The organism is Azonexus sp., from assembly GCF_036170495.1.
Taxonomy (GTDB): Bacteria; Pseudomonadota; Gammaproteobacteria; order Burkholderiales; family Rhodocyclaceae; genus Azonexus.
Genome location: NZ_JAVHPH010000479.1, coordinates 1 through 1,403, shown reverse-complemented (window position 1 = coordinate 1,403; position 1,403 = coordinate 1). Strand labels below are relative to the sequence as shown.

1 protein-coding gene is annotated in these 1,403 nt (G+C 57.6%); it reads left to right on the top strand.

What is annotated here, in order from left to right:
• Positions 1 to 1,403, top strand: a 1,403-nt coding sequence (locus tag ADADOO_RS17285) for a PAS domain-containing sensor histidine kinase (protein WP_511278757.1), incomplete at both ends; no start/stop codon positions are given.

Here is a 1,403-nt window from a genome sequence, read left to right as displayed (position 1 = left end):
GAGCAACTGCTGGTCGAGCAGGGGCGTTTGAAGCTGGCCATGCAACAGGTCGAACTGACCCAAAAGAAACTCCTCGAATCGGAACACCAACGAGCCGAAGCGAGCAAACGCAATATGCAGCAGTTGCTCGCCCAGATTATCGATGGCGACCCTGTCCCGACCTTCGTCATCAACGCCAATCATCAAATCACCCACTGGAATCAGGCCTGCGCGATGATTAGCGGCCTGCCGGCAGCCGACATGGTCGGCACCACCAGACAGTGGAAAGCTTTTTATCCGGAAAGCCGTCCGGTCATGGCCGATCTGATCGTCGACGGCAGTCTTGAGGAAAAGTTCGACGCCTACTACCACGGTCATTTTCGGCGCTCAGCCAATATCGGCGGCGCCTTCGAGGGTGAAGATTTCTTCCGTCACATGGGCGAACAGGGACGCTGGCTGTTCTTTACCGCAGCGCCGCTGTGCGATGCCGACGGGCAGCGCATCGGTGCCATCGAAACCCTGCAGGACGTGACCGAGCGCCACCGCGCCGAGGACGACCTGCGGCAGTACCAGAATCACCTCGAGGAAATCGTCACCGAGCGCACGTTGCAGCTTGGCGAGGCCAACATCAAACTGGAAAACGACCGCAAAGAACTGGAACTGCTGCTAACCAAGGTCGAAGAAGCGCAACAACAATTGCTGCAATCCGAGAAGATGGCCGCCATCGGCCAACTCGCGGCCGGCGTCGCACATGAGATCAACAACCCGGTCGGCTTCGTCAACTCCAATCTGGGCACTCTGAAAACCTACGTTTCCCAGCTGCTCAACGTCATCAGCGCCTACGAAAGCGGGGTGCCCGACACTATTTCAGCGGCTCGCCAGAAAGCCGACCTCGACTTTCTTCGCGAAGACCTTCCATCATTGGTTGCCGAATCACGGGAAGGCCTTAGCCGCGTCACCAAGATCGTTCAGGACCTCAAGGATTTCTCCCACGTCGACCAGGCCGAACATCAGCACGCCGACCTCAATGCCGCCATTGAAAGCACCTTGAACGTGGTCTGGAACGAACTGAAGTACAAGGCCGAAGTTGTCCGCGAACTGGGTGAGATTCCGCCGGTCGACTGCGTCCCGGCCCAGATCAACCAGGTATTCATGAACCTGCTGGTCAATGCCGCCCAAGCCATCGAGCAACAGGGCAAAATTTTCGTGCGTTCGGGAACCGAGAACAAGCGAGTCTGGTTTGAGATCGAGGATACCGGCCAAGGCATGAGCGAAGAAGTGCGCAACCGCATTTTCGAGCCATTCTTCACCACCAAACCGGTCGGCAAAGGCACCGGGCTGGGCTTGTCAATCTCTTACGACATCATCGTCAAAAAACATGGTGGGCAATTGGAGGTGCGCAGCACCCCCGGCCAGGGAACCTG